The sequence below is a fragment of the Legionella bozemanae genome, from assembly GCF_900450575.1.
GTDB classification, from domain to species: domain Bacteria; phylum Pseudomonadota; class Gammaproteobacteria; order Legionellales; family Legionellaceae; genus Legionella; species Legionella bozemanae.
Genome location: NZ_UGGY01000001.1, coordinates 2,196,069 through 2,222,244, shown reverse-complemented (window position 1 = coordinate 2,222,244; position 26,176 = coordinate 2,196,069). Strand labels below are relative to the sequence as shown.

Genomic DNA, 26,176 nt, shown 5'->3' with positions numbered 1-26,176 from the left:
GTCCCGCGGCTTGTTCGCGGGGCCAGAGCAGAACTGGGTTCCTCGCATATAGCCTGAGAAAACCCCCAATAATATAACCATCTTCTGGATGCTGCGAACAAGTCGTTACACGTAGACAGGGTAAATGCATCTAAATTTTGAGTTGTACCTACAAAACAAGAATATGAGTTAGTTATTCAGGGGGCGATTTTTCCAACCAAAATTGAGCGATATCAATTCGTCTTGCTATCCAAATATCCTGATACTGCATTATATATTCTAAAAACTGTTTTAACATAAGGCAACGATCGGGCTTTCCACTCAGACGTGGATGCAAACCTATAGTCATTATTGCGAGGTGTTTTTCTTGATAAAGATAATGAAACGTATTCATTAATTGCTCATAAAATGCTTTAGTGTCGGCAAAACCGGGTGTAGTCGTAAATCTGAAATCATTGCAGTCAAGAGAGTAGGGAATTATTAGATGGTTCTCACTATAATAAGGCAATTCATCCGCATAGCTGTCTGAATCATAGAGAAAGCCGCCAATTTCAAGCAACAATTCCCGAGTGTTTTCACTGCGTCGCCCCGTGTACCATCCTCTGGGTTTATGTCCGATTAGTTTTTCCAGAGTTTCAATACATAAAAGAATATGTTTCTTTTCAACTCTCCGCGGAATGTTGGTGTAATTTATCCAGCGCCATCCATGTCCTGCTACTTCATGGCTCTGGTGTGTCAGGTAATCGGCAAATAAAGGATTGAGTATCAATGCTTGTCCAGTAACAAAAAATGTAAGCGGTATTTTATAATGGTCAAATAAGCGCAGCAGTCGCCATATGCCAACGCGGCTCCCATATTCATAAAATGATTCCATACTCAGATTTCGTTGTCCTTTGGCTTTATGTATAAAAGGAAAATCTGTACCCCTGGTTTCTGCTTGTGAATCACCATTAAGAGGGCTTAATTCTGATCCTTCTTCATAGTTAATCACAAAACTAATCGCAATTTTTGCTTTATTGGGCCAAAAGAATTTTTTTTCTTCTGGGCCATAACCCACTAAGTCACGCATGTTTATCCTAGTTCAAAGGTAGTAATCCCATAAATGCCTTCAATAGATAGTTTAGGTTCTCCTTTTAAATACATTCGTGCAGTTGCAAATACTTTAGACATTTTATATTTGTTTATTAGGTTAACAGCTAAAGGATTATTCTCAGGAATATCTAAGTAAACTGTTTCGCCTTGAGCATATTCGACCAACTGCTCAAACAGTTTTTCAGCAATAAAAGGGGTATCCGCGAATAAGGGGCCTATTTTATATCCTTCGAAACATTTCCTGATTACCCCATAACCTTTTAATTGTTTTTCCTGCACATAACCAAGAGCCAAAGCAGTATTTTGTTTTATCCATTCTGAGAGAAATTTCGGCCTTGCTGCAGGAAAATAGTGGCGATCATATTGAGTTAATTGTTCAAAAGGAATAGTTTTTAATTCAACTAAATTAGGATCAGGTTTTGGAGTCAATCGAGTATGTTCTAAAGCATAGCGCGCGTTACTGTGTGCAAACTGATAACCAATATGAGCATAGTGATCGACCATATCAAGTACCCCGTCAATTCCTGCATTGCGATCACCAACATACAACAGACGAGCACGCGTTAATTGCATTCCATAGCCTTGGGCTCGATATTTTTTATCTACTATATAAAATCCACAAAAAGCAAAATGCTGGTCATAAACTACGGCAGAACCGACAGCAATAATTTGGCCATTTAATTTACCAGCGAAGAAACCTTGCGGATCAGTATGATAAAAACATTCTGCATCATTTAACCCTGGATTCCAACCTTCCTTTCGTGCCCATTCTACAGCAATTGAAACCTCTTCCTGTGTCATACGTTCGATATGGTATTGGGACATGATATTCACTTTTTAGCAGTGCATACAATAAATTAAATATTAAAGTAGTCACTAAAGCAAATACGTACTCTGTAGCGAATTTCTGAAGAAGCCTATTTTATTAGAGATAATCGGCATCATTTCTTGTTTTTACTTTTCATTTTGTCAACTAATTAAAAGGATACTAAATGATAAAAATTCCTGTATTATGATCCTCTTCAGTCTTTAAAATGTAAGGAAGCATTTATGAATGTCAAAATTAGGAATACCCTAGGCCCCTTATTTCTTATTCTTTCATGCCCTATTTTTGTAATGTTAATGTGGTATACCAATACCCAACTTCAAGGCTCTTTATCTGCTCTATGGGATTTAATGACCCAAAACGGTTTTTTGCAAACAATAGTTACAGTATGGAAGCCTTACTTTTGGGGATCTTCTATTGCTTGGAAAATTATTTTAATTTTTGTTGTATTTGAACTGGCTTTAATGCGTATTCTGCCAGGAAAACCATTTAATGGACCTATTACTCCTAAAGGAAATGTTCCAGTTTATAAAGATAATGGTGTTTTGGCATTTATTGTGACGATGTCAACCTTTTGTGTTGCATCGTTTGGTTTCAATTTATTCTCAGCTTCTATTCTTTATGACAATCTGGGGGCTCTTTTTGGGGCATTGAATTTGTTGAGCCTTATCTTCTGCATATTTTTGTATCTCAAAGGACGTTTTTTTCCTTCAACGACCGATTCGGGAATAACCAAGAATATATTATTTGATTACTATTGGGGAACAGAACTCTATCCTCAAGTTCTGGGATGGAGTATTAAAAAATTTATTACATGCCGTTTTGGCATGATGAGCTGGGGGCTGTTTCTTATTTCTTATTGTGCCAAACAAGCAGAGTTGGGTGGTTTATCCAACTCAATGTTCATTTCCGTTTTCTTGCAATTTGTCTATTTGAGTAAATTTTATATGTGGGAAAAGGGCTATTTACGCTCTCTGGACATCATGCATGATCGTGCTGGTTTTTACATTTGCTGGGGGTGCATGGTATGGGTTCCTTGCGTTTATACTTCGCCCAGTATGTATCTTGTGCTCCATCCGATTCATTTGTCTTTTGTATGGGCGGCCCTCATTTTAGGCTTAGGTTTTGCGAGCATTATTATTAATTATCTTGCCGACAAACAAAGACTTGTTGCACGAGCAACTCAAGGCGAATGTAAAATCTGGGGCAAAAAACCTGTCACGGTGTTGGCTCGTTATGAAACTACAGAAGGAGATAAAAAACAAACCATATTACTTGCGTCGGGGTGGTGGGGAATCGCCAGGCATTTCCACTATATTCCAGAGCTTGCAGGCACGTTTTTTTGGTCTGTACCTGCTTTATTTGATAATTTCGCACCGTATTTTTACCTTTGCTTTTTAACAGTCTTGTTATTTGACAGAGCATTTCGTGACGATAAGCGATGTTCTGCCAAGTATGGCCATGATTGGAAAAAATACTGTGAGCTGGTTCCTTATAAAATTGTTCCTCTCGTAGTTTGACATGAATTAATATTCATTTCTTTTTTTCAAATCCATACCTCCTGGGTGCACGCAGAGTGAACATCCAGGAGTCCTATATAATAGAAAAGCTCGAAAGTTTCTCAAGCAAAGGTTCACTGTAAATTCTGAAAGGAAGAGGCATGCTTATTTATATTCTTTTTATTTTAGGCGTTGGTTTAATTGTGCGAATTTATCAATTATACCAACAGGCGGGAATGGGAAAAATCACTTATCCTTCAGCAACCAGCTATCTTTCCTTAATAAAGGATGTTGCTTTTTTAAGCACGATCCCTTCTGCAAAAGCACAATTACAAACCCGTTTTATGACGTTTATCGCGGAACTTGGTTCTCGTTCACTCAATGGAAAAGGCTCTGGTATTGCCTATTTTAGGTTACCTGATTTAACCTCTGTATTTGTGTTAACAAACAAATCAGCGATTCAGCAACTCTATGCAAGAGAGAATGAAAAGAAATTTGGGCAAAGACGATTTTTTGAACGTCTGGCACTGATACTCGGCCCTGATAATTTAATGTCTTCTATTTTGGGTTCAGAAACTCATTCTATGATTCGTCAATCAATTCTGTCGCGTAATGAATTAAATAGACCTCATGTAGCGAGTATGGTCGCAGATTTTTTCAAAGAATATGAAGTAGAGCAAGGGGAGCGTGGAAAGCCCCTCAGTGAAGTAATGGATAAACTTTCCCGAAGAGTGCTGCTAACAACATATTTTGGACAAACAATTATTAAACCTTTTGAAAAACTTTATCAAGAAAGTTTAACAAAAGAATTAATCAACTGCCTTTTTAGCCTGGATCCTATTAAGAATAACGAGAAAAACAATCTTCTGCTTTTAAGAAATAGAATATTTAATCTTGGTTGTCAGATTATTTTTTCATCAGATGAAATGACAAAACAATTAATGACAGAGCAGAGTTGGCTTAATTATTTACTTAGAGTACGAGTGTTAATGAATCCGGATGCAAAAAGTCAATTGGAACAATTGGGGATAAAGTCAACAAAACAATTAACAGCAGTCCAATGCGAGCTATTAATAAAGTATTCGATAGATAACTTGGACACGACACCGCTGTCTACTCTAATAAGGGATGTCGTGAATGAAAGCCTATTTATTCCATTGTTGGGTTTTGATGCTACAGCTACTGCTTTAATTACTGCCTTAAGAATCGCGCTCCAAGACAAACGCATTTACACCATAATAAAACAGGAAATCCAGCAAAAAATCTCAGCAAACGAGTCTTTTGAATTACATTCTCCCTGGAATGCTCATATAGAGAAGGGCATGTCCTATACTGAAGCTGTTCTATTGGAAGCTTTACGATTACTGCCGCCAGCGCCTATTGTGCCGGAAATTATTCACGAAACAATCAATCTTGATGTGGATGGAACCGCACTCCACTTACCTCCAGGAGCTCTTGTATTTATTCCCATGCAAGGAGTACATACACATGCAAAACATTTTCCAGATATCGTGCTTTCTAGCGAAGGGCAAAGAATTTTTGGCAAAAAAATAATGGGTGCTAACGATATTTTTCCTGAGCGGTGGGGACCCAAAAAAAGTACTGGCGACTTTTATAATGCTCATTTATTTGCTGAAACTCCAGTATCTTATTCGCCTGGAGCAATGGAGAAAGAAGGAGCTCTTTTAACATTTAAAACAGGTGCACGACGTTGTCCTGGCCTACGAATTGCAATGACAGAAATAATGGCTTTATTTCGTATGCTTGCACCATATAAATTCGAACTTACCGCAGAGGAGCATCTCGAACTCCACTTTAATTATGAAACACCATTACAAAGAAACGGCGGAACAGGACTGCTAAAAATTAGACCTCGCAAGCAATTGTTGCTACGTGGCGACTCATCGTCATACTCGGAAAATAATACTTATCAAATAGGTCTTAATTTTTTTCCTGAAGCGCCTGCCCCAAAAGATCAAGAGTTGGAGATATTCTCTCCTTCGCTTAAGTAAAAATACATGGGCTGGGATGGTGACGTGAGGGTGGGAAATAGCATTTAGAAATTAGGAATTGATGCATAACAGGCAAGCAAGATACCCCAAAGATGGATATAGTCTCCCACTAATATATTTTTAAGATACCATTTAGGTAAACTATTGCTAATGTCGCTTTGTAATTGTTTGATTATAGGTACAAGTGCGACAATAAAAAAAACCATAAACACATGATAGAGAAACATCAGTTCTTGGGTATTACTGTATAAATAGGTTTTATATCGCATTTGCCAAGGTGTCATACAGATAACGAGGAACGAAAAGAAAAATACTTTGATAGCACTGTTTAAATCAGTCATAAAAGGAAGTTTCTTTCGATTCGCTACAATTTCCTGTTCCAATAGGTCGAGTGCATTAAATGAGATCGATTCAATCAAGGCACTTATTAAAAAAAATACACAATAAATATAAATACTGGTTGTTGTTAAGGAGGACATGCATAAATACGTATGTAAGACGTCTAAAAGCCAAAAAGTGTATATAATTTTATCACAACACCTATTGGGCGTCGATCCAAATCCTTTACAATTGTGTCTAGGATGTTCTCTGTATTAATGGTTATTTTTGGTGAGTTATTTTTGGTGATATTTAACCATTAAAATCGAAATAAAAAGAAGATTTATGTAAGTCAAGACTGTTTTTTTATTCTTTATTTGTTAAAATAACTACGTCTAATTCCTTTTTTAAATATCCAAATGTCTGTGGATATTTATTTCAACTTCATGTGAAGCCAATGTCGATCGCTTATAAGAAAGCCTTTCCGCACTTATCTACTTTTCTTTTTAAAAACACAATACCCTCTTTAAGTTATTCACATTTTCTGTGGATAAGTCTGTTTATAGTCTGTCAAACCCTTGTAAACTTTTGAAATTAACGTGATGGTGTATTTTATTCAATGTGCTTTTTTAGTGTTTTTAATAAGAATACAACAAGCATGCTCCTAAAGTGACGAGTAGTGCTCCCAACCATTGTAGAGAAGAAATTTTTTCTCCAATCCAATAGGCGAATATTTGTGCGAATACTACGGATGTATTCCGTAAGGTAATTGCCAGGCCTGCTTCTGAATAACGTAATCCCAATAAAAACAATAAAAAAGATAATGCACTTAAAGCACCACCAAATGACATGCCTTTCCAACCAGTTTTGATTTTCTTACAAAGTATTTGACGTCGTTTTTTATTCATTAACAAAAATATGCCAGGTAGGGCAATCCACATGGCTGCTGCAAATAAAGCTGCTGGATTAGCGCCATGGGCTAAAGAACGTCCATAGCATAGGTGATATCCTGCAATACAGAGCCCACATATAAAAGGAAAGAATATTTGTCTTGAATGTCCAGGATCAAAGGTTTTTCCAGTCAATGCTAGCCCCGAAAAGACCGCAAATATTCCTAATATATTGAATAAATTAATTTGCTCGCCTAAAAACTCTATAGAAATAAACCAAACCATGATCATGGCGATTCCACGCATAACAATGTAGGCCTTACCGAGGGATGATTGCGTTAAGCTAATGGCGAGTGTGATCACATAACCAGCTTCAAATAATCCAGAAATTAATGACCATAGAAATGAGTTTACAGTGGGAAACAAAGGGGTATTAAAAAAGGGAATAAAAAGTAAGGAAAAAACAGTTGCAAAACTCATTATCCCTAATATTTCAAAATAAGGTTCTGATGTCTTCTTGGCGAAGGAATTCCAGGCAGCATGAATAATTGCTGATAGAATAATAAGGGCGCCTGAGCCCATGGTGATTTTTCCTTTTTAATCTTAAATAATGTAGATACGATTATATCTTATCTCTGGATAATCATTTCACTGAAATAAATAGAAATTGATTGGAGATTATAAAGCAAATCATTTTCTTATTTAGAAAGTATTTTTATTATTTATAAGCTTCCAACATTTGTTGAAAAGAGACAAGAAAAAACAACATAATTTAAGTCTTCCCCTGTACAGGTAAACAAAACCCCCGTGGGTTCATTTGAATATTCTGATATTAAGATTTTATGCATTAATTTCATCCCGCCAGCAGAATGACAGGTACTTGATAAAGTGTTAAAAACATTATTTATGGTTTTAATCTGTCCAGAACTTTCATAAGCTTGCTCGCATTGAGGTGGTTGTCCGCTTGGTGGGGAAAGTGGTTTTTCAGCATAAGCACTTTGATAAATTAATGAAAAGAACAGCAGTAATCCATGAGGAATTTTCATAAGAGTCGTCCCTATAATATTAATTTCTTTTTATTATAGGTTTGAATTAAAAAAAATGAGAAATATGACTTTTCGGAATTGAAGTGAGATGGATTTAGAAATATATGAGGAAAAGCCCATATTTCGCTATGCAAATATGGGCTATATTTCTTTACATCATTTGGCTTCCAAGATAAATACTTGCAGCAGCCACTCCTGTTGTTACTACTACTTTCGTAAAGAAACTACACCATGAGCCCGCAGTTTGTTCTTTCTTTACCTCATGATTTTTTTGCATATGTGAGTTTTCAACAGATTTGCTTCCTAACTTACCACTAAGGAAAGGACAGGCATCCATTACTTCCAGTTCACTACTTGCTTTTTCTATCTTGGATTTTGTTTGCGATATGGGTACAGAGGGAGTTGTACCGGAAAGTTGAGTATATAGCAAAGGGGCAAGTTTTTGGATTACTAAACTTAATCCTCCATTAATTCCTCTGGAGTTTGCTTTGATGCCTGAAGTTCCTTCAAGTTGCTGGAGGGTTTCACCAATATTAAATAATGTCTTTAATGCAATGATTAAATTCGAATTTACATCCAGAGTCTCATCATTCTCTATATTGTCTAATTGACGGATGACCTCAATGAGATGGTTAGTACCGAGTTTTTCCCTGATTTGGGCAACAATTTCTTCGCAGTAAGCAAATTGCAATCCTAAAATTGGCCCGTTTTCATTACTGGGTAAATGAGAAGCATCTTCTTTCAGTTTTAAAAACAGATCGTCATCATTTAATATCGTTTTGAGTGCTCGTGTATTAGGATGTTCTTCTCCGTAATGAACCGCATCTCGCAGCAATTGTTCTATGATCATTTGCTCTGAAACAAGAACTGCAATGGATAATAATGCAGCTGCATTTTTAGGGTGTGTTAAATCAGGATCAGCCAATTGCCCATTAATTCGAACATCAATTAATCCTTCATCTGTTGAAATTGGCGTCTCATCTAAATAGAGAGCAGGACTATCATCTTTTTTCTGCAAATCAAAAGCATAGATAATTGCTTTAAGCGTGTTTTGATTTGTTGTGTAGGAGTTAGCCAAATGTTTTAATAAAGGATGCCTTACACTTTGTGCTAAGGTTGCCTTTAAAGGTTGGATCATTTCAAATGCAAGATTCAATGTTAATAGATCTTCTACGATATCTTTTTCCTTTGCATTGGTTTGCATTTGTTTATATACATTTTTTATGACAGTAGAATCCATTAATTGCGACGGATCGAAGCCATATTCCTTTTCTAAAATTTCAAGAAGAATATCCATCGCATTGAATGAACGGTTTTGTGTATGCAGAATATGTTCATTACCTTTCATTAAACCAAGCATTAATAATTTTCCCTGGGCCTCAGGCAAGCGGCGAAAGCCACTTTTTGATATTCGTATTACTCGAATTATATCTTCCGCGTATTCTGGTTTGATTAATTTTTTATTACTTTCTTTAATAATCCAACCCATGGGTGCAGGCTGAGCATTTACATTAATTACAAAACCATTGTCTTGATACGTTTGAGTATGCTCAGGATCAAGATCGATTTTGGTATTCGATGGGATGCCCGATGTTTCTATTACTATTCCTGAATGTGTTTTAACAATTTTTTTGTCATGTTCGGTAATAATGTCGTATTCGCCATTCTCTAATTCTTGGGTAATAAGTTGATATTGCTGTGAATCAATTCCTTTGGGGTGGCAAAGATATAAAAATCCCTGTTTTGACAGCTTACTACTGAGACTGATCCCTGTTTGCCAAACCGAAAAATGAATGGTATCCCAAATTGCTTCGCCACCACGAAGATCTTCTGTATTGGGATATTTAAGTGCTTGGTTACGTTCATTTAATATTTTCCCTTTCCCAATACTATAATGACTTGATTTTTCTAATAATTTCGTATCTTGTAATACTGTTGATCCTCCCTTGGAAAGACCAAACACATCAGGTTGATTTTTTCCTTCGGCAGTATGTTCCACAGAATTTTCTTCATAGTTCTCTTCACATACTGGTTCAATCAAAGCAGAAAACTGGGCTAAACTTAATTGGAGTCGAATGGCTAAGGCACCCATTTCGGAAAAATTTTTTCGCAATGCCTCCATTCCATGAACAGAACCATCTTCGTCTTTAAATTTTACTCCCGTATATTTAAGTGTGAAACCTTTTATTGATTCTTGCTTTTGGAACATTCTGCACCTTGGGTTTAATTTGAACTAAAAGGACTTGAATTATACATATAGATTGTTAACAAATTATTAAGTATTTATTAAGGCCAAAAGACTTTTCTTTGTGTGTTTTTTTAAAAAATATTAAGATTTTGAAGTTTTTTTAGAAGATTATAAAAAACTAAGGGGCGATAGCTATTTTTCCATCTTCTTTGGAGCAGGCCATTAGATTTGGAATTCTCCTGATTTTTGGGAGACGTCTGAAGAATTTAGAGGGGGTGTAGATTCTATATTGGATGGTTCTGAGGTTATTGCTAAGTCACCGGTTTTATTTTTAGAGTTTTTAGGCTCCTCGGGAGTTGTTCCTTTCGAATCGAGTATGGGACGCATTGCGTTTGAGTAACTGCATTTTAATGCCTCCTCCAGTATTATTTCTTCATTCTCATTTGCACGTTCTAGCATGGTTTTCTCATCTTCTCTAGTCGCATAAAGTTCAATTCCCCACTTAACCACGCCAAATATTGCCAGTCCAATACCAAAGCCGAGTAAAATGGGCCCCATAATAGGTGGTGCGGCTATTGTACTTAGAAGAATCATTAAACCAATCGTTGACAAAATTACACCAGCTCCACCTAAAGCAAAATTTGCATAGGATTTTGCGATGGCTTCATTGGCTAAGAGATTATTCCGTTGCAAGTGATGCAGTGGTCCAGTTATGTTTTCAATATCTTCATCAATTTCAGCAATTTGATGTTGAAGCTCGCTTACTAGCTTAATCAGAGTTGAAGTATCCTCCTTGTCTTTTTGATCAATTAATTGTGTGATTATCCCCAAATAAGATATCAAATCTTTACGATCATTATATAATTTTGAAAGTTTAGATACGGGACTGTCATCAGGGAAATCAGAAGAAGCAATATTACTGGAGATCGTTTTGATAAATTCCAACTCATCTATGAATGATTGAGCGGTTGATTTTTCAAGTAGATGTTCTAATTCTAAAGCTCGAATTGCTAATTGCTCGCGATACTTATCATTTGTTAATAAAGCAATATCTTGCTTTTTCAGCAAATCAATAAACTCTTTTTTTTCTTTATAAGCTTTACTCGTTTGATATTTATTAACAAGTGCGCCTATTAATGATATTCCTTCTATAAGAGTAGTGAGAGAAGCAAAAGCTAATCCAATTCCCGCAGCAACTATTCCTCCTAGAACAAAGGCGGTTATACCTAAAGCTGTTGCAGTTAAAAGAATACCTATGGCGAAAATTTTACTCCCTATAGAACTTTTTTTGTCCGTTAGAGTGGTTATCGCATTGGGAATAGCAGAAAGCATTTGAAATACAAAGCCAATGACGGGGAGTTCTTTGCTGGACGTAAAAATAGCGCCTATCAGACCCAGTATTTTTTGTGTACCTTCAAGTAGGCGTTGGGATAACTTCCCTTTTTTATGGGCAATTTCAATCAATGACTTCTGCTCTTTCTTCCTTTCGTTTATTCTTCTTTTTAAATCATCCATTTCTTCTGACAGAATGACATGTTTTTTGCGTGGATACGTCATAGGTGCTTTTTAAAATGGTATATATTCAAGTATAGGTCTGTATTCATTATGTGCATATTAAGATCAATACGCTATTAATTATCCATCTTGTTATTATAAAAAACAATTAAATAATGCAAATTACCTGGGGGGAGAGGCATTTGATGGCAAAAATAAGGAATGTGTTCATAATGCTTCTTTTCGGATTCCAGGCGTCCCTTCGTGCATCGGCCATTCAGCAACCTTGGAATTAGGATTTATCCAGCTGCAAAAAAGCGAGCGACTCGCATTATGGGTCGTATGCGCTATGCTAATTGAAGAATCTTATCAATTGTGAGTTCTTATATGGATTTTTACACGCCTTCAGGATTATTGCCTTTGATCCAGGAGCTGAGGCAATTAAATATTCTAGAACATGATAATCATGACAATATGAAAAAAGTTTCATTAATTTTAAGAAAGTGGGTTAAAAAAACAGATTGGCTTGAGGAGCATTTTTATGCTGTGGATCCAGTGAACGGATTTACTTCTTGGTTAATTTTTGAAGAGCCAGATCATTCCTTGGCAGTTAATTTAGTTGCTTGGGAGCCTGGACGAGAAATTACGCCACACGATCATAAAACCTGGGGGGTAGTAGGTTGTGTTACTGGTGTAGAAAAAAATTTTTTTTGGCTTCGTAGGGATGATGGCTCCCAACCTGGATATGCAGATATCAAAAAACAAAATAAACCCATTATTTGTTTTCCTGGGGATGTCATCACTTTTAATCCCGATGACATTCATAGCGTGGTTAATATCGCTGACTCAGTAGCAATTTCGTTGCACGTGTATGGTAAAAATTTAAATTATACCCATCGTTTTCAATATAACCCTATGACCAACACTGCTGAGCCTTTTATTGTTGATTTTAATTAGCGATTATCAGCTCTTCTTTGAAGTCACGACAATTCGAGCCCACATCAAGAAAGCTTTTATCTTAGATAAGTCGTTGCAATGTTGTTTCTATACAATACCTTCACTCTTACGAGCGTGCATACATTAAACATTCTTTATGCATCCAATTTATGCGGTTTTTATGAATATGATTATATTTTCTTGTTTTTTATAATAAAACTTATCTTTCCTGTTCGTTCCAGGTAGGCTTTTTTTATTTGATCTAAATTATTAGTTTTTAATTTATCTCTTATGATTTCTAGTAAATCATCTTTAGATATCTGATTTTCTTCCAACGCCTCCCAAATGATTTTTCCCTCTTTAATTAGAATTGTTGGTCTGCCTTTTATTAATTTACCAAATTGATGATATTTAAAAGAAAACTTAGCAAATAACCAATGTAAAAAAATAAGCAAAGCGCTTCCTGTCATTGCTTGTATCAACGTCGAAGGCCCATTTATTGCTCTACTTAACACTGCCCCAATAATGATGATCAGAACGAAATCGATGGTCGTATCAAAATGAAATCGCTTGTTACCTATTCGGATTAAAAAAATAGCGTAAATATAAATTATAAAGGTTCTTATCAGGACAAAAGAAATATCCATACTTGAATTAATTTTCTCGAGATAGGAAAGCCACATCTATTTCTCCCTAAATAGTCATTCTTCAGAGAGTAGCCTATTGTGAATAGAGCATCCCTGTTACTTTTCTATCAAGATATTCTTGTTAATCATCCATTCATTGCTCTTTAATTTTTTAGAAGCAATTTTTTCCGAATATCTAAACGGGTGGTGGAGGACCTCTGCGCCCAAGAATAATAAAAATAATAAATAGAACCAAGAATATAAAAAACAGTATCTGTGCAATACTCGCTGCGGCTCCAGCAATTCCTCCGAAACCTAAAGCTGCTGCAATAATCGCAATGATAAAGAAAATAAGTGCCCAACCCAACATACATCCTCCTTAGGAGAATTTTCCCTAGACTTATGATGAGTGTGTTTTGAGTATAGATAGCATAAATTTAAATTCAAGTTTCTCTCAGAATAAAAGCTCCCATCCTCAAGGAAAGTGAGTGCGTAAACGTCATTTAACTTGACTAAAAATGACATGGGCAATGCTTATTCTACTCAGAACCGAAATGGAGTTAGCTATGAGTCGCTTAAAGGGAAAGGTAGCAATGATTACTGGAGGAGGGCGTGGTAGGCGAACCGCTGGATGTAGCATATGCAGTTCTTTATCTTGCTTCTGAGGAATCAAAATTTGTAACCGGAAGTGATTTGATAGTAGATGGTGGATATACTTCCCGTTAATTCCATTACTCCTTTTTTGCTCTTGGCAAAATAAGGAAAAATGGGGTTTTTATTACAATTTACATGATAAAACCAAAGGAAAACCTTATATTGCGATGTTAAAAGAAGGCTATAATTAATACATTATGTGTTATATTTTTATATTAGGCGAAACAAGGAGGTGCTTATGGCTACGAAGGATTCTAAAGAACGAGCCAAACCGAGCTCAAAAAGGGAGGGAGATTATTATCATATGGAATTGCGTCCGAAAACACAATTCAAAAAGTTTTGTACCCATGATATTAGCGACAGCAGTCATGAACGGATTGCTGGGAAAACGGAAAGTGGGAGCTGGTTAACCCAAAAATGGCTCAGCGATAAAGATAAAACCACCAAAGCTCAGCAACATGCAAGAAAGAAAATATTAAAAAGCATCACAAGAGGCAAGACCTCATTAAAAAGATGTCTATGATTTATTTGTTCTAAAGAGCTTATCTAAACAAGGAGAAAATCATGAAAGGAACAATGAAAATTATCGTTTTAAGCAGTATGTTTGTGATATCAAGTCACGTAATGGCTGATAATGCTGCGTCTACTCCAGCAAATCAGACTACTCAGCCAGCAGCTTCAAGTACTACTCCAGCAGCGAATACAGGTATGTGGATATGTACTACCAATGCGAGTAGTCCAACTTCTGGTTCACCTGATGAGCAGGCTGATCAGACAATGGCTAAAAATGCGGCCAATGGAGCTACTGCATTTGATTTTGCCTTAAAAAATTGCCGTGACTGCACAAAAATCACCTGTGAATTACAAACAAAACCTGCAGAATAAGAAAGTACTCCCCTAAGAAAATCCAGTGCTTTTATGCACTGGATTTTTTCTCATTAACTTATATTTACAGGAGGTTATTATGCCATGGAGTAAATCAAACTATCCGGATGCGATGAAAAATTTGGGCTCATCTACTCGTGAAAAAGCCATTGAAATAGCAAATTCACTTCTTAAAGAAGGATATGAGGAAGGCAGGGCAATTTCAATCGCAATCGATAGAGCAAAGAAAAAGAAATCATTTTTATATTTGTTTCACCTAGGTGCTTAGGGAGTTGTCACTTTATCTTATTTTCGATTCGTTTATCTGGAATAAACCAGATTATTGCAACAATTACATAAAGTATTTGAGCAATCCACGTATAAACATAAGCAAGGGGGATTGCCAAAGCATATAAGACAATAGAGATATTTCCTTTAAAGTCGTTTCCAATAGCTTTTGATACTAATGACTCTTTTCCTTCATGTAAAATAAGAGTATGCACGAGTATGGAATAAGAAATAGCGGCCATTAAAAGCACTATTCCATAAAATGAAGTCGGGGTAGCAGTAAAGTGATTTTCTCCCATCCATCCCGTTGCAAAAGGGAATAAAGAAATCCAAAATAAAAGATTTAGATTGGCCCAAAGCACCTTACCCGAAATACTTTCAGCAGCGGTAAATAAATGGTGATGGTTATTCCAATAAATGCCAATATAAATAAAACTTAATAGATAACTCAAAAAAATGGGGCCAAGGGGGATAAGGCTGGCGAAGGTATCTCCATGTGGAATTTTAATCTCCAATACCATAATTGTAATAATGATTGCGAGCACACCATCACTAAATGCTTCTAATCGTGTCGTTTTCATTTTTCTTCCTAATTGAACCTATAAATCCATTTTCTATTACAAATATTAGTTTAATTGATGATGAATCATTTAGAAACAAGCAATTGCCATTTGAAAAGAAGTAAAAATAATAAAAACAATAAGTTAGTTGCTTTATAAAAGTGTATGTTTCTTTCTGTTTTGAGGATCAAATTTTTCTCGTTCTCTTTTTAGATGGATTTTGTATTTGGACCTATTGACGGTGACTGAAAAATATGCAAAATTTATATTTTATTTTCACATTATTGTAAAATGCGTATCTTTTTAAGGTAAATTTATCATGGGTTCAAGATCTAAGCATGCCAAAATTTCATTATTTAGTGCAACAGCACTATCTGCTACTGCTATGGTAGGTTCCGGATGGCTCTTTAGTGCTCAGTTAAACGCTAAAATTGCGGGAAATTACTCATTTCTTGCATGGGTTCTGGCAGCATTATTGGTAATGGCGGTGGGACTATGTCTCGCGCAAGTCGCATCAATCTACCCAGTGCGTGGGGCAACTGCTCGGTCCAGTGCGTTGTCACACAATAGCACTTTTGGTATGCCTTTTGCTTTTGCCAATTGGTTTGGATTAATGGTAACGATTGGTACTGAAGCTCAAGCGACAACACAATATTTGGCTGCTGCAATTAAAAGTGATGTTTTAATCGCGGACAATGTCCTGACGGTTTACGGTAAATTATTTGCATTGAGTATCTTGGTTATTTATTTATTTATTAATTATTTTGGTATTAAGTTATTGGCCAAAATTAATAATACGGTGACAGTAATAAAAATTCTTAGCCCGATTTTTACTATTGTTATTTTTTTGATTATGCGTTTTGACACCAGCAATTTTACCTTAGATACAAATTCTCAATACGGAATTGGCTCTGCAATTACTGCAATCATTTCTGCTGGGCTAATCTATTCTTATAATGGATTTCAATTAGCAGTAGCCTTTGCCAGCGAGATTGAAAATCCAAAACGAAATATTCCTTTATCAATCATTCTTTCAATTGTAATTGTGATGTTGGTTTACATGCTGTTGCAATTATCCTTTATGGGCTCTGTGCCCCATAGTATGTTGGCAAGTGGTTGGAGTAGCCTTAATTTTCATTCGCCTTTAATTAATTTGGCAATGCTGCTTGGAGTAAATTTCTTAGCAATGATCTTAATTGCTGATAGTATCGTTAGCCCATCAGGTACAGGATATTCTTATTTAGGTGGTGCTTCACGAATGTTTTACGCTATGGCTAAAGAAGGCCAAATGCCAAAGAAAACCATTGGTAAATTACATCCTGAATATAATTTGTGTCGCCGCTCTTTGCTCATTAATTTTACGCTTACTGCAGTATTTCTCTGGAACTCCGATAGTTGGGCCTCATTAATGGTGATTGTGACCGGGTATCATTTAATTGGATATATGGCAGCTCCAATTAGTATGGGAGCGATTAAGCCAAGTACCAAATTATTTGGGCTAATCGTTTTTTGCATCCTTGGGGTCATGATGAGCACATTGCCTGCCAACGATTTCCTGAAGATGAATTTGTCCATTTCAATTTTGATGGTAATTTACGGATCAATACAAATCGCACGTCGAATGAAAGTAACCACATTATTAGTATTATCAACGCCTTTTCTAACTTATTTGTGGTTAATTTATTTTTATCAAAACATTTACTATATTCTGCTTGTGTCAGCTCTTTTTTATGCATTAATTACACATAAAGAATATGTCAAATTATGTAAAGAAACCCAATTTATTGCTGATGATGCGGCTGATATTGCAGTAAATGTCGATCAAGCTCAGCGAGCATAATATGGGTTCGTCCGTATTAACCTGAATCTTCTACACATCGCTGAAAAAACAGTCCAGCTCTACTCCGACGTCCCGCGGCTTGTCCGCGGGATCCAGAAGATCTGCGTTAAAACACTGGACTCTGCGGACAAGCCGGGGGCGTAGGCGAGATGTGATCAAGAGTCAGTATTAACGTAGTGTAATACGGACGGTATAAGCTAACATTTTTCAGCTACAACAAAGTATTTATGCCAATGTTTCATGGAGTGACCTAATGCATCTATTTCATCACTTTCTTCTTCCTCAAATAATTCGAGTTTAAACGGAAGAAATAACTGGTGTAATTCTTTGTAACTTAAAAATGTCATATCGGGTCTTTTATTTTTACTCCAATCATCATTTATTCCAAAAAAGGTTCCGGCAAATAGTCCGCCTGGATGTAGTGTTTTTAAAATCAATTTCCAAAATTTATAAAAAAACTCCGGTTTTAAAAAGGGGAGACTATAACTTGCGTTAATTAACTGGGGAATCGGAAGAGAAGTTAAAGACTCAAATGAAGTGACTTCTGTCTTTAGCTTATTTTTTAATGATGGGGGGCAGGAAGATAATAAAATGGATATTGATTCAGCTTGAGAATCAATCGCTAAAACTGACCAGTCATGCTTTAACAGTTCAAGAGAGTCTGAACCGGATCCGCATCCAAGATCAATCGCAAATTTTGGAAGGTTTAATTTATTTCTACAATGAAACAATTCAATTGCTTTCATTAAAGTTTTTCTAGGAAGAGTTTTTTGCTTTGTAATTTTATAATAATTAACCCAATTTTTATTATCCATATTATGTCCCATAGCTAGTTACCAATTGGTAACTAATTGACTGCTAAATAGTGCTTTTATATTCTCGATAATGGATTTGGAACCAAAAAGGAGAATCATTATGAAAGAAAAAATTATCAAAAAAATTGTTCGCGAAAAAGTATTAAAGAAAAGTAAGGGCTGGTGTGGGCCCGGTACCTGCATTGGATAATTAAACAGCATGCATCATATTGAATATAAATATGATGCATTGAATAAAACTTATCAGGTCTAAATTATGTACTGTCCTAATCTTAATGAATTAATACATTATAAAAATAATAAAATTATTTCTCGATACAATAAGGATTATCCTCATGCGATAATGCACGCGGAAGATGCTTTAAGGGAGTTAATGAAATTTATTTGGCTCTGTTTAAAACACAAGTCAGATAAGAAAAATAATCCAGAGAATGAATTACTCAACTTTACTTGTACTATCCATCCGGAAATGCGTGATATTGACAGCATGTGGCATACATTTCTTTTATTCACGAGAGATTATCATGAATTTTGTAGTAATTACCTTGGCGGGCTGTTCTTTCATCATGAGCCCATTGTAGACATGAATGACAATCACTTAGATGAATGCTATGAACACGAATTAACCTTATATTTATCCTATATATATGATAATTTGGGTGAAAATACATTGATGAAATGGTTTGGACAATAATTATAAATTTCGTGTTTCTACAAATTTACTTTCAGCAAGCATTATCCTATTCATATTTTTCTCGGTCCATGTTGTTAGTGAATTAAGAATACTACCTAACTCTTTTCCTAATGGAGTTAATGAATATTCAACTTTCATGGGTAATATTGGAAAAGAGCACCTTGCTATAAAGCCGAAACGTTCTAATTTCATTAATGTTTGGGTGAGCATTTTTGGAGAAATTCCTCCAATTTCACGTTTTAGTTCCCCGAAGCGAAACGTTTTATTTAATAATATATTAATGATTAAAATTGACCATTTATCACCAATTTTTTCTAACACATTATGTGATGGACATTGCTCATTATAAACAGAGAAATTTTTTTTAGACATGAGGTAAGGGCCATTAATAGAGAAAGTAGCAAGCATAACGTATACATATTAAAAAAATAAGAAAAACAATGAAGTTATGCCTATGGTATATGTAAAACACCAGTTCGTATTTGAATTTTTAAAGCAAGACAGAACCAATCGGTGTTTTGAGGCTAAGGGGCAAGACTTCCATTCTCAGTGTGCACTTGAGGGCTTGTAGGTGTCGCATTTCCCAAGCAGGGCTGATTATCAAAAAATCTATCCTTTCCCAGTTGTTTCACTGTGCTTGAACTGAAACTCTCCATCTTTTTTTGTTCCAATAATAGATTAACAACTTGCGTGAGTCGAGAAACCATTTTATGAATATCAGTAAATTGCGTATACCCATAATGTGCAGTAACACGAATATTGTTAGGAGGGCGTACATCGATTTCAAATTGTCCTAATTCACTGGATTGTTTTAACAGTGTTTCTATTTGCCTGACATCGCTAATTCCTTTAACACGAAAAACCAGCATAGCGCCTCGTCGCTTAGAATCGTCAGGAGTAATCCATTCAATTTTATCACCCAAAAACTGTTGCAGGAGCGCATGCATATAACGAGTGAGGCATTCTGATTTAGCAATTAATTTATCCCAACCAATCTGACTCATTGTTTTCATATAGACTTTTACTGGAGCAAGTGCAATAGGGGAGGGATTGCTGCATCTAAAGGCCCAGGCACCTTTTTGCATCATAATTTTGGCATCAAAATCATCGATTAATCCGAAGACTTTCTCTGAAGCTGCTGCTTTCCACCCTTGAATTGGGGGGTATTTTTCCAAATCTGTATTCTTATTAACATAAATACCAAAACCACTGCCTGCTGAACCACAAATATGTTTATAACTACAGCCCACAGCATAGGTCACAGGTAACATGTGCAGATTTAAAATTCTATTGCCTACCGTGTGAGCTAAATCGAGACCAACGATAATTTGATGTGTCGCAATTACATCCTTTAATTCGGTTAAGATACGATTTATATCAAGACGTTGCCCTGTGCTAAATACCAGATCAGATAAATGTAAAATCTGGATTTTATCTGCGTGCATTTTGATAAATGTAATAATCTCCTCTTCGTTATAAAGTCCTTTTTCATCAGGATAAATTTTTAGGGTAAGGGATGTAGGATTTGGAGTAAGTTTATGGTCGGTAAAAACACCAAAATTTTTAGCGGTTTGAATCCCTCTTTTTAAAATGGATTCAATAACCGCCTGATCGGAAAAAAACTCTTTTCCTAAATGACAGATTTGTGTTTTTCCTGATTGCCAATCAGTTAGGGTCGGACGGTAAAAAGTATCAATCAATCGACCTAGATTAGAAGATAAACCTTCCTGGGTATAGAGGAATTCACATGACTCTGAAAAACCGAGTATTGCCTGCATTGCTTTAATTGCATCTTCTTCAATATCGCAATCAAACCAGTTACCGCTTTGTTTGCGAGTTTCTGAAAAATGTCCTTCATGCAGCTGAGTTGCCTGTAACTTATTAATTCGATCGATTTCTTTTAAAGCAGGTTTAAATACAGGTCCTAAAGAATGACCGGCAAAAGAGGTTAAACCGCCATATTCGAATAAATCATGTAATTTTAAAGGGTCAATAGAATCCAAATAAGCAGCATCTTTTGGGGAAAAGATATCTAACTTCTCAGAAATTAAGCGAATAAATTCATCCGAGTTAGATACCATAGCTTCTATTAGGTCTTTCATAAATTCCCTCTAAGTAAAATAGATTTTTAAGTGCTCATATTAATCTTTTCTTTTATGTGATTCTATGGTCGTATTAAAAATCGACTTCTGTTCAAAGGCTGATTTGCTATTATTTGAATAAGTATTTTTATGGTAATTAAATATGATTCCTTTGTTTCGATGCTGGCATTTGTCTGATCTTGTACTTTTAATTCCTAATGTCTTGTGGTATTTAAAAAATAAGGATGTTATAAAATATGCCCTACCTACCGTTATGTTTTGGAGAGGACTTTCTTTAAGTTATTCAAATCTTTTAGAACTTTCAGATGAGAGAGGGTTAGAACTTGCTGGCTTTGATTTATACAGAGTTTCTGATTATTATCGTAAAAACCAACTGGAGAAATTAACTCCTAAGAAACTAGTAGTTAAAAATCAATTAACTATGAAAAAAATAGAGCATAAGATAAAGAAAAAATGGCTCTATTTATTAGTTGATTCTAAAGAAATTGTTTATGATTTCTTCTTTTTAGAAACTCCAAGTGACGAGATTGCGAAGCAATTTTTTGAACAATCACTTGATTTGAATGGCTTGCCTCCTAAAATTAATTCATTAATTCTCGACTTACCCAAGAAGTTTCAAGCTAAATACGATGACTTATGATTCCATCAAATTCAGCCCTAAATTGCTTTTTTATGAGAAAGATGCAGATAAAAACTCACCTCAATGTCAGAATCAAGCTTAGCCATCGTGTTAAGATTTAGATAAGTTCTCCTAAGTGAATGAGTGTGTAGTTGTGCTATATATTAACAATAGGCTTATTAAATCACGGTATCAATATGCCATCACTTCCACAAGAGGTATTGATAGAAAAAGCAAGCAAATGGCAGGGACGTTTTAGGGGCGATACTGCAAGTTTTAACAAGGAGGTTACTAACGAAGGCGTTTGCTTAGGGTTAGGAATTTGGCGTTTGTATAGCACATTAACAGGAAAATATAAAGAATATGAAAAGATATTAAAACTCATTTATGATTCTGACCCTCTTGCAGAAAATATTAGCCCCGAAGTTCATCAGGCATATGAGACCTTTATTCAAAATACTCTCTGGTTGCATCGAACGTTACGTGTTGAAGCCGGGACGCAACAGGATCGTATGGAAGGGGCTTTGGAAGCTTTATTTGAACGGGAAGGAGAGCCATTTCCTCTAACTTATCATCAGCAATTTGCAGGTATTATTACCGTTGAAGAACTCAAGGAAACTCTTGTAACCTATTTAACACTCGATCCGAGCAAACAACAAGGCCTAGGGTTTACTCTAAGTTGTAATAAACATTCTATATCGATAACACGTGTTGGTAATCAAATTGAAGTGATTGATCCTGCTTATGGAGAGTCCTGGATCATTGAAATACCTCAGAAAGAAACAGCAGAAGAAAATACAGCGGCACTTAAATCGGCTGTAAGTAAAATGTTTGACGAAGCAATTTACAGTGCTTTGCATTTTGATGAAGCAAAGTTTCAAGGAACATATACAGGGATACGTATGCACGTGTATTCGCGATTACGTGATCCAAATGCTGAAGTATTGCCAACTATTTATCCGTCTACTACTGAATTAGTAACTTCCATTTATGAAAAAAGAAAAGACACACTGGATCAGCAGGATAATTTTACAAAACTTGATGCATTAGCCTATGCAGTACAAAACGGTGATACAAAATTAGTAGAATATCTGGAGCGAACGCTAGGAGCTGTGAAACTTGACGCGTGTAAAAAACAAGCATTTAAAAGCGCTGTATCCTATGGGCAGCTTGAATTTGTCAGTCGTTATTATAAAAAAGAATATGTAGATCAAAACGTACTGGTTAATGCATTTTCCAACGGCGACAAGCAAGTAATTAATTTTCTTCTTGAAAAAGGACATCGTTTTGAGAAAAAGGCATTTGACTATGCACTTGCTTATGCTGCACGTTTAGACCAAGGTTATACTTTTAATCTGCTTTTAGAATACTATGATAAATTTCACAAAGAGCAACCTGATTTAGCAAGTCCTACGGAATTAATTTATGCAGGTACATTATACAAAACTCCTACGCCTTTATTAAATATCGCGGCGCAAAATAATAGTGTTGAAGTGATACGCATGTTATTAGCCAGAAAGGTTAATTTATCATTAACCGATGAATCAGGACGAAACTGCTTGCATTACCTTACTCTTCATCAACCAGAACTTTTTGTTGACATTGCATCACGTGATCCTGCTTTGCTACTCGCCAAGGACAAATTAGGTGAGCGTCCTATCCATCGATTATATCAAGCAGGGGGAAAGTTAAGTGAAAAAATTTATCCCATACTCATAAAAGAGGGGCACTGGTATGAAGCATATATCTTAGCGCTAAAAAATAATAACCAAAGCATGATTAAGCGGTGTCAAGAAAATATTACTTTTGCCGCAATGCTCCAGCATGAAGGGGGCGCGTCAAAAAATCGATTTGTGGAACTTTGTGAGATAGTCAGATTTGATGATGGACGAACGGTTCCGTTTATTCAAGCATTAGCGGGTATCAATTATACGGAACAAACTCAAGATACACTTCATAGTATCTATTTATTGGCACTCAAACAGGGTAATGTAGAAATTATAAATTCAGTGTTGCAAGTTGTTGCACCTGATCCCAATGTACTATTTCAAACAGGCGCTCTGGTTGCCTTATCTCCTTGGAAAGTGCTGACTCAACAACCTGAATTATTTGAGCTCATTGCGAAAAAAGTCGATATTAAAAAGTTAGCATTAGCGCAAGAACAATTAATCGAATACTACTTGATTGCTTTACATCATAAAAAAATCGATCTGTGTCAAGAAATTAGTGCACAAATTCTTGATAAAAATGCTTTATTACTCAAAAGTCCACGAAGCCAAACAGATCCCTTCATTTTTTTTGAAAAGGATGAAGCTGCTTTTAATCAGTTAATCAGCTCAATTGCCCTAGATGATTTAAAGCCTGCAGCTTTAAACCCAATGTATGTATTAGGATTAGTACATAACAACCAAGATGTATATGGAAAGTGTATTAAAAAATTGAAAGAAGATCCGCTTTTTCTTGCTCACACTGATGATCTTGATTTGTGTTATCAACGGAAAAATAACGCCTTATTTAAAGAATTATTTGCATTAAAAAAGGTTAATGAAGAATGGTGCAAAAAAATATTTATCAAATCATTGTATGAAAGGAACTATGAGGTAGCAGCAGCGATTTTGGAAAAATTCCCTCAACTTGTGAATACTCAAATCGACAATATTAATGGTGTACCTCAATATCCTTTGTGGGTGGCAATTCACCAAGGAAATGCGGAGCGATGCCAGTTTTTATTGGCTCATAATGCAAATCCCTACGAAAAAAGGCTCAGTTGTACTTTAATGCAAGAAGGGCAGAGACGTGGTCCGTTAAAAAAACTCTTCGACTCCTATGATACAAATATTAAGATCATGCAAAGTAAATTTTCAGAGGTTTTTGACCAACTCAAAGGCAATAAATGGAAGCTAACAAAAAAATATGGACTTTTTGGTGATTATACTGATGTGCTTGTTGTAAAAATAGGAGATAAATCGGTAAATTTCCCCAAGCAATTAAAAGAAATTTTGGATATTATATTCAAAACAAATAATGAAACCAGCATACCGATATTGAAAGCGCAAATCTCTAAGTTAATCGAAAGTATCGATTCGATTCCAGACAAGGTATTGCCTCAGCCCTTAAAACTAAGACTGTTAGAAACAATAAACTCTTCCCAACAAAAATTTGTAGCAATCGAACCATTGCAATTTGCCCCCAATCCTTTTCTTTTAACAGCTGGGGTTTATTCTGATAAGGAGTCTTTACTCCAAAAAGAAATGGATAAACTACATGATTCTGCATTACATGTGCCAAGATTATAAGCCAGCCGCTTATTGTTTAAAAAAGTAAGATGAACCAATTAGGTTTTGATTTGTCTTAAAAAATCAATGGAATCTGGCTTTGTAAGACCCCATTGACTTCTTATAAAGTGAATTTATACTGGAGCACTCTACTTATAATAGACTTTTTCCAGTTATGGGTTGAGTATAAACCCCGCTTTTATATTCTTGCCAGTTATCGGCAGGTTTGATGTCACATTTTTTGGAAACCATGTGCCATCCCGGTTGATATTTGTGACATGCTGCATGGATTGGTCCAACTGCTGCAATCAGGAAGGTTGCGAGTATTAATCCAGCTGCTGATTTGATCTTCATTTAGATCTCCTTATAACAATGTTACAACGCTGTGACTCGAAATACATCAATATGATTATATATTGATCAATTGGGATGTGCAAATTTATTTGTAGCAATCAATTGAAAAATAAGTAAATTTAAATTTTTAGTATCAGAAATCTAAAGCCAATTGATTCATTTTTAGGTTTTCTAAATGATTTTAACTATAGAATCAGAGGAGCACCTGACTAAATTGGTATCCAAAAACTTGATAAATAGAGTTGGAATTATGGTGATGTACTGCATGCATCGCGGTTCCTTTTTTAGTTTAACTACATAATACTCTTCATTAGCTGCATCTGGCCAAAATGAATATTTTGTTTGTACCATATTTCCCTTCAAAAAAGTACATTCAATCCTATGGTGAGCAACATTCTTTAAAATGGCAACTATTAGAGGCTTGAAGTTAAGAGACCAGATACTATGCCTTAATAAAACCTTAATATTGAAAGTATAAAATATGATCCATAAGTTCAATATTTTCTCTTTTTTTATTAATGTCATTAAGGATGCACACGTGAATAAAATTTTAACTTTGTCTCTTTTTATGATCATTGGATTATTCTGTTCCCACGCAAATGCGAAAACAATTAAACTTAATCCCAATGAGTCGAAGATGCTCGCAAATAATTCGCTATGGACGTTAAATGCTACGTGTGTTGTTCAAAGTACAAATCAAAATAAGAGCAAAATTAAAATTAATGTGATCAAGAACAGTGGTACGGTAAATGGAAAAAAACTATCTACTGGCCAAGGAACTCTAATCAACGTTAAAAATAACAGCAGTGTATCTGTGAGTGCAGAATCAGGCACCCAAATTAATCTTATTAATTTAGGATCAGATGAATTGCAAGCGGTTTGTTCTAGTTAAGTATTCACGCTATATTCTCACAAATTTTTTTATCCTATGTACTGTGCTTTTATGTGCGGTACTAGAGTTCTTGCTTTAAAAAAGAAACCCCTCATTTCTTGAATACCGTCTATAAAGTCCGCGAGAGCCTCATAAAATTTAAATAGGAAAATACGTATTCTGTTGTCTACAGTCATCCCTGCGTAGGCAGGGAGCCATCCATCAAAATAATTCAGAAATCAAATTGAGGCGCTGAGTATTACTATACTCAATTAAGTTAATTTTCCGTTATCTTGCCATATGATGTAGAGCATTTTTGTTAGGTTGGAAAAAT

At 35.5% G+C, this 26,176-nt stretch carries 26 protein-coding genes; 12 read left to right on the top strand and 14 right to left on the bottom strand.

The window, feature by feature from the left end:
- Positions 1 to 172: 172 nt before the first annotated feature.
- On the bottom strand, positions 173 to 1,048 hold the full coding sequence (locus DY223_RS09700) for a polysaccharide deacetylase family protein (protein WP_058458564.1): 876 nt from the start codon (positions 1,046 to 1,048) through the stop codon (positions 173 to 175).
- Between the two features lie 2 nt (positions 1,049 to 1,050).
- Positions 1,051 to 1,896 (bottom strand): GNAT family N-acetyltransferase, encoded by an 846-nt coding sequence (locus tag DY223_RS09695; RefSeq protein ID WP_058458563.1) that lies wholly within the window; start codon positions 1,894 to 1,896, stop codon positions 1,051 to 1,053.
- A 225-nt stretch (positions 1,897 to 2,121) separates the two neighbouring features.
- Between DY223_RS09695 and DY223_RS09690 the strand changes: the two genes are divergently transcribed.
- Together DY223_RS09690 and DY223_RS09685 are read left to right on the top strand one after the other, a co-directional pair.
- Complete coding sequence (locus DY223_RS09690; protein WP_058458562.1) at positions 2,122 to 3,417, top strand: phosphatidylethanolamine N-methyltransferase family domain-containing protein; 1,296 nt, start codon at positions 2,122 to 2,124, stop codon at positions 3,415 to 3,417.
- Positions 3,418 to 3,557: 140 nt separating this feature from the next.
- Entirely contained in the window at positions 3,558 to 5,408 is a 1,851-nt protein-coding gene (locus DY223_RS09685; protein ID WP_058458561.1) for a cytochrome P450, read from the top strand.
- A gap of 44 nt (positions 5,409 to 5,452) precedes the next feature.
- Here the strand turns inward: DY223_RS09685 and DY223_RS09680 are convergent, their stop codons facing one another.
- From DY223_RS09680 to DY223_RS09660, 5 genes are all read right to left on the bottom strand, one after another.
- Positions 5,453 to 5,887: a hypothetical protein gene (locus tag DY223_RS09680; RefSeq protein WP_058458560.1), complete on the bottom strand. Its 435-nt coding sequence runs from the start codon at positions 5,885 to 5,887 to the stop codon at positions 5,453 to 5,455.
- 477 nt (positions 5,888 to 6,364) lie between these two features.
- Positions 6,365 to 7,198 carry an EamA family transporter gene (locus DY223_RS09675; RefSeq protein ID WP_058458559.1) on the bottom strand — a complete coding sequence of 278 codons (834 nt, stop codon included), beginning with the start codon at positions 7,196 to 7,198 and terminating at the stop codon, positions 6,365 to 6,367.
- A 140-nt stretch (positions 7,199 to 7,338) separates the two neighbouring features.
- Positions 7,339 to 7,662, bottom strand: a complete 324-nt coding sequence (locus DY223_RS09670) for a hypothetical protein (RefSeq protein ID WP_058458558.1) — start codon at positions 7,660 to 7,662, stop codon at positions 7,339 to 7,341.
- A gap of 151 nt (positions 7,663 to 7,813) precedes the next feature.
- Positions 7,814 to 9,871, bottom strand: a complete 2,058-nt coding sequence (ceg17, locus tag DY223_RS09665; RefSeq protein WP_058458557.1) for a Dot/Icm T4SS effector Ceg17 — start codon at positions 9,869 to 9,871, stop codon at positions 7,814 to 7,816.
- Between the two features lie 201 nt (positions 9,872 to 10,072).
- On the bottom strand, positions 10,073 to 11,365 hold the full coding sequence (locus DY223_RS09660) for a T4SS effector SidA family protein (RefSeq protein WP_131744485.1): 1,293 nt from the start codon (positions 11,363 to 11,365) through the stop codon (positions 10,073 to 10,075).
- A 366-nt stretch (positions 11,366 to 11,731) separates the two neighbouring features.
- On the opposite strand from DY223_RS09660, the gene DY223_RS09655 reads away from it, so the two are divergent.
- A complete protein-coding gene (locus DY223_RS09655; protein WP_058458555.1) occupies positions 11,732 to 12,301 on the top strand; it encodes a cysteine dioxygenase family protein in 570 nt (189 codons plus the stop codon).
- Positions 12,302 to 12,471: 170 nt separating this feature from the next.
- Here DY223_RS09655 and DY223_RS09650 read toward each other — a convergent pair whose 3' ends face one another.
- A complete protein-coding gene (locus DY223_RS09650) occupies positions 12,472 to 12,963 on the bottom strand; it encodes a DUF421 domain-containing protein (protein WP_058458554.1) in 492 nt (163 codons plus the stop codon).
- Positions 12,964 to 13,102: 139 nt separating this feature from the next.
- A complete protein-coding gene (locus DY223_RS09645; RefSeq protein ID WP_064502502.1) occupies positions 13,103 to 13,276 on the bottom strand; it encodes a DUF1328 family protein in 174 nt (57 codons plus the stop codon).
- A 242-nt stretch (positions 13,277 to 13,518) separates the two neighbouring features.
- Here DY223_RS09645 and DY223_RS09640 point away from each other — a divergent pair, with 242 nt between their 5' ends.
- From DY223_RS09640 to DY223_RS09625, 4 genes are all read left to right on the top strand, one after another.
- On the top strand, positions 13,519 to 13,632 hold the full coding sequence (locus tag DY223_RS09640; protein ID WP_235810473.1) for an SDR family oxidoreductase: 114 nt from the start codon (positions 13,519 to 13,521) through the stop codon (positions 13,630 to 13,632).
- A 166-nt stretch (positions 13,633 to 13,798) separates the two neighbouring features.
- Positions 13,799 to 14,083 carry a hypothetical protein gene (locus DY223_RS09635; RefSeq protein WP_058458553.1) on the top strand — a complete coding sequence of 95 codons (285 nt, stop codon included), beginning with the start codon at positions 13,799 to 13,801 and terminating at the stop codon, positions 14,081 to 14,083.
- Between the two features lie 41 nt (positions 14,084 to 14,124).
- The gene (locus DY223_RS09630; RefSeq protein ID WP_058458552.1) at positions 14,125 to 14,445 is read left to right on the top strand and encodes a hypothetical protein; all 321 of its coding nucleotides are present in this window, start codon (positions 14,125 to 14,127) and stop codon (positions 14,443 to 14,445) included.
- Between the two features lie 79 nt (positions 14,446 to 14,524).
- Positions 14,525 to 14,713 (top strand): DUF2188 domain-containing protein, encoded by a 189-nt coding sequence (locus DY223_RS09625; protein WP_058458551.1) that lies wholly within the window; start codon positions 14,525 to 14,527, stop codon positions 14,711 to 14,713.
- Between the two features lie 7 nt (positions 14,714 to 14,720).
- On the opposite strand, the gene DY223_RS09620 is transcribed toward DY223_RS09625, so the two are convergent.
- On the bottom strand, positions 14,721 to 15,293 hold the full coding sequence (locus tag DY223_RS09620) for a TMEM175 family protein (RefSeq protein WP_058458550.1): 573 nt from the start codon (positions 15,291 to 15,293) through the stop codon (positions 14,721 to 14,723).
- 298 nt (positions 15,294 to 15,591) lie between these two features.
- Here DY223_RS09620 and DY223_RS09615 point away from each other — a divergent pair, with 298 nt between their 5' ends.
- The gene (locus tag DY223_RS09615; protein ID WP_058458549.1) at positions 15,592 to 17,112 is read left to right on the top strand and encodes an APC family permease; all 1,521 of its coding nucleotides are present in this window, start codon (positions 15,592 to 15,594) and stop codon (positions 17,110 to 17,112) included.
- 197 nt (positions 17,113 to 17,309) lie between these two features.
- On the opposite strand, the gene DY223_RS09610 is transcribed toward DY223_RS09615, so the two are convergent.
- On the bottom strand, positions 17,310 to 17,927 hold the full coding sequence (locus tag DY223_RS09610) for a class I SAM-dependent methyltransferase (protein WP_058458548.1): 618 nt from the start codon (positions 17,925 to 17,927) through the stop codon (positions 17,310 to 17,312).
- A 256-nt stretch (positions 17,928 to 18,183) separates the two neighbouring features.
- Between DY223_RS09610 and DY223_RS09605 the strand changes: the two genes are divergently transcribed.
- Complete coding sequence (locus DY223_RS09605; RefSeq protein ID WP_058458547.1) at positions 18,184 to 18,621, top strand: glycine-rich domain-containing protein; 438 nt, start codon at positions 18,184 to 18,186, stop codon at positions 18,619 to 18,621.
- Here DY223_RS09605 and DY223_RS09600 read toward each other — a convergent pair whose 3' ends face one another.
- Together DY223_RS09600 and DY223_RS09595 are read right to left on the bottom strand one after the other, a co-directional pair.
- Positions 18,622 to 18,993, bottom strand: coding sequence for a winged helix-turn-helix transcriptional regulator (locus DY223_RS09600; RefSeq protein WP_058458565.1), 372 nt, complete (start codon positions 18,991 to 18,993; stop codon positions 18,622 to 18,624).
- Between the two features lie 152 nt (positions 18,994 to 19,145).
- Complete coding sequence (locus DY223_RS09595; protein WP_058458546.1) at positions 19,146 to 20,723, bottom strand: kynureninase/PvdN C-terminal domain-containing protein; 1,578 nt, start codon at positions 20,721 to 20,723, stop codon at positions 19,146 to 19,148.
- A gap of 142 nt (positions 20,724 to 20,865) precedes the next feature.
- On the opposite strand from DY223_RS09595, the gene DY223_RS09590 reads away from it, so the two are divergent.
- A complete protein-coding gene (locus DY223_RS09590; RefSeq protein WP_058458545.1) occupies positions 20,866 to 21,363 on the top strand; it encodes a hypothetical protein in 498 nt (165 codons plus the stop codon).
- A 176-nt stretch (positions 21,364 to 21,539) separates the two neighbouring features.
- Positions 21,540 to 24,638, top strand: coding sequence for a transient-receptor-potential channel family protein (locus tag DY223_RS09585; protein WP_058458544.1), 3,099 nt, complete (start codon positions 21,540 to 21,542; stop codon positions 24,636 to 24,638).
- Positions 24,639 to 24,770: 132 nt separating this feature from the next.
- Here DY223_RS09585 and DY223_RS09580 read toward each other — a convergent pair whose 3' ends face one another.
- A complete protein-coding gene (locus DY223_RS09580) occupies positions 24,771 to 24,971 on the bottom strand; it encodes a hypothetical protein (protein WP_058458543.1) in 201 nt (66 codons plus the stop codon).
- A 538-nt stretch (positions 24,972 to 25,509) separates the two neighbouring features.
- Here DY223_RS09580 and DY223_RS09570 point away from each other — a divergent pair.
- Positions 25,510 to 25,863, top strand: coding sequence for a hypothetical protein (locus DY223_RS09570; protein ID WP_058458541.1), 354 nt, complete (start codon positions 25,510 to 25,512; stop codon positions 25,861 to 25,863).
- The last annotated feature ends 313 nt before the right edge of the window (positions 25,864 to 26,176 follow it).